2 protein-coding genes are annotated in these 3456 nt (G+C 48.2%); both read right to left on the bottom strand.

The window, feature by feature from the left end; genetic code table 11:
* Positions 1 to 55 precede the first annotated feature (55 nt).
* Positions 56 to 1798, bottom strand: coding sequence for a R3H domain-containing nucleic acid-binding protein (locus tag AC5590_RS20745; RefSeq protein ID WP_169268928.1), 1743 nt, complete (start codon positions 1796 to 1798; stop codon positions 56 to 58).
* Between the two features lie 107 nt (positions 1799 to 1905).
* Entirely contained in the window at positions 1906 to 3027 is a 1122-nt protein-coding gene (gene ldpA, locus AC5590_RS20740) for a circadian clock protein LdpA (RefSeq protein ID WP_169268927.1), read from the bottom strand.
* Positions 3028 to 3456 lie beyond the last annotated feature (429 nt).

The following is a 3456-nucleotide window of genomic DNA, read 5'->3' as shown; positions in this document are numbered from 1 at the left end:
ATCAGGTAGGAAACGGACTCGTCCACCCCTTGTTCACTGTTCACTGTTCACTGTTTTAAGCCGGATAGATCCGCAAACGCCGATTTGGTTCTTCCCCAAAGCTATTAGATTTCAGCCGATAGTGTTCTACCAATTCGTGCTGCATTTTCCGCACTTGAGGAGAACGGGGCAATAATTCGACTGGCTGTCCTTTGGGAATCACGATTTGCTCTACAGCAAGTCTTGCTTCTTCCAGCGCGTCCATTTCATCATCACTGGCGCTGTGGAGAAACAGTTGCATTTCGCGATCGTCGTTAACTTCCGGATCGTCCATATTCAGCAACCGCCGCAAGCCTCGGGTAATCTGCGGTAGAGTGCTGGACTTGATCATATGAATTGGTATTTGACGTGCTCTAGCCATTTGCCGTAATTTGGCGTGGTTTTTGACGTGCGATCGCAACGCCAATATAGCATCAGCACTATCAAGATCTTTTGTCAATGTTACTGGTAAAGAAAGAACCCCAACTACCTGTTCCAATTGGCTCCGGCTAACGCCATAGGGATATACGTGCAGTGGCAAATCTTCGCCATTAGGTCCTGCATGTCTAGTAGTGGTGGAGTCGAAATCAAAGCCATCAAAACCATTAAAGGATTCATCGAGTAAGCGGTCAAACTCACTTGGTGCAGAACTCTTTTGGCTTTGACCAGACAATGTCGGTAGGGGTATCATTTGCCCAGTTGCACGCCAGCCGTTTGTCTGTCGTGCTGGTGCTGGGAAAGATTCTTCTCCCCCGAGTGTTTGTCCACGACCGTTGATTGCGGTAAGCTGACGAGTCACGTTCACATTGCCATTGTCATCCACAGTTCTGACTTGCGGACTAGGCTGACGTCCCCGTAGGAGAGTATCAACTGTGTCAGCGACGCTGTCGTGAACTACCCAGCGTTGCCGTTCTAACATTTCCACCGCAATCTCGAAAGTGGGAGGTGCTTTGCGTTCTAAAACTGTCTTTTGAGTTCCTCGCCGTCTGGCTTCATCGTCTCCCAGTGTCACAGCCTGGATACCACCAACCAAGTCAGCAAGCGTCGGATTTTTGATCAGGTTTTCAATCTGATTACCATGAGCAGTTCCTACCAACTGGACACCTCGTTCGGCAATCGTACGAGCTGCTAAGGCTTCCAGTTCTGTACCAATTTCATCAATAACGATGACTTCTGGCATATGGTTTTCCACAGCTTCAATCATCACTTGATGCTGTTGTTCTGGATGAGCCACTTGCATCCGCCGTGAGCGACCGATCGCGGGGTGGGCAACGTCACCATCTCCAGCGATTTCGTTAGAAGTGTCAATTATGACTACTCGCTTTTGGAAATCATCCGCTAAAACACGGGCAATCTCCCGTAGTGCAGTGGTTTTACCCACACCAGGGCGTCCTAGCATGAGAATTGATTTTCCAGTTTCTACCAAATCGCGGATCATGCCAATTGTGCCGAATATCGCCCGACCAACACGACAGGTTAAGCCGATAATCTTACCACTGCGGTTGCGGATGGCACTAATCCTGTGCAGGGTTTGCTCAATTCCTGCCCGATTATCCGCGCCAAAGGTTCCCACTCTCTTGATGCAATCATCTATCTGTTCTTGCGTAACCGGTGTTTCGCCCAGATACTCTGCTTGATTGGGAAAGCGAGCTTCAGGACGACGACCCAAATCCAAGACTACTTCTACTAGGCTATCTCGTTGAGGATGCTTTTCTAGTATCTGCTGCAAATCTTGGGGTAAAATGTCCAACAATTTTTGAAGATCGTCTTTAATCGTCATGCTTTTTATGGTGACGTTTTTTAGAGATACTTGGACACTTGTAGTACGAGGAGGATCACCCCGCCACCAGAAAGTGTCCGCAACGGGCGAATCGGGAACAGTGTTCCCTACTGCTGTGACTTGAGTTGGGAAACGAGAGAATGTGCAAGCGAAACCGCTTGAGCGAGCAATTCTGGTTCTTCTTCTAAGCGGACAGTTGTTTTAAGACAAGCATTTTTCACCTCCTTAGCTTCTAATTGCTCAAGAATGGGTGACAGTAATACCCGGGCGTAACTACCGTAAGCGATACCAGCAATGGAAGAGGAGGAAGAGGACGAAGAGGAATAAGCTTCCCCCGCTCTCTTCAGAAGATCCATTGCCTTCAACTTGGCAACAGTGTAGCTGTTGGTTCCACCAGCTAATTGCACATATCCCGGTAATTTAGCTGCCAAGACTTTTTGCCCTAACTTGACTGCGGCCTGAGTGGTACCATCACCAATATCCCCACTCATCGGACGACCGTCAGTCTGCCAAATTAAAGCACACGGTATGGGGGCAATTACGTTATAAAGGGCGTGAAGATAGTCAATCAGACCGTCTCCATCTGGACAACTGATGGCGACTAACTTCAAACGCTCAACCCAAGGTAAAATCGCTTGCCACAATCTTGTAAATTCTGTCAAACGCCCAACATTTGTATGAATTTCTACGGCATCTACTCCTGATGACAGGATCAATGGTGCGATCGCTCCTGGCGTTGATACATATGACCTTGTATAAATTATATCGTATGGACAAATGGGTATGCAACGACCACACCCGTAGCATTTTTGTGATATAATCCCTGATGATTCGTTTTTTATACTATTAAAAACAATTGCTTGGGCTGGACAAATCCTTTCACATGGTCTATCACATTCCTTGGGGCATTCTGTAGAATTAAACTCAGCTTTGCGGAAATGTGGATCTTCCCCGTCGTTGAGACTAACCATCAACAGGGGAGACCTTCCAGGCAAGCCAAATCCTTGCTGCCCAGCAACCTCTGATAAGGCAGAGGCAGCTTGCAGCCCTTCTTTGGCTGCGGCAATAACAGCTGGATCAGCGGCAACATCTATGCAGTCAGCGCCAGCCAAAGTGTAGGCTAGTGTTAAACTTCTAACCGCAGGCAGATGTTGGTAGCTGGCCCCGCAGATGAGCTTGAACCAGTGACCTTGTTTGAGGGATCGTAAAGGGTCTAGCAGATGAGTCACATCTCTATTATGCTATGGGACGGAAAAATGTAAGAGGTGGCTCACAAAAGTTTTGATGATTATTTTTTTCTATTTCAAATGAGAAAACTTTTGTTTTCAAGTCTTGCGTGAGATTTTGTTGAGAATCTGTATTTTGGGAGTTTGATGACCGAAGAAAGAACTCAGAACACAGAACTCAGTACTCAGAATCAGTAAAAAGGATACAAGCCCACGCCAGATGCTAACTCCTGCCCAGACGCTGCTTTGTAAGTCCCAAAGGGACACGCTTACGCGTATCTCCTGCCCAGACGCTGCGCGTTCGCTCGATTCGTGCGCTTGCGCTTACAAGTCGGGAAACCCCTTTGGGTGTGCGCAGAGCGCACGCCTTACGGCGAACGCCCTAGTGGGAACGGCCACGCCTTACGGTGAGTCCAGCGCTGCGGGAGGGTC

Origin of the sequence: Brasilonema octagenarum UFV-OR1 (genome assembly GCF_963888615.1) — a bacterium.
Classification (GTDB): domain Bacteria; phylum Cyanobacteriota; class Cyanobacteriia; order Cyanobacteriales; family Nostocaceae; genus Brasilonema; species Brasilonema sennae.
This window is presented reverse-complemented; position numbering and strand designations above follow the sequence as displayed.

Coding starts and splice junctions, on each gene's coding strand:
- AC5590_RS20745 (WP_169268928.1), bottom strand. CDS start 1,798: ATGACGATTAAAGACGATCTTCAAAAATTGTTGGACATTTTACCCCAA.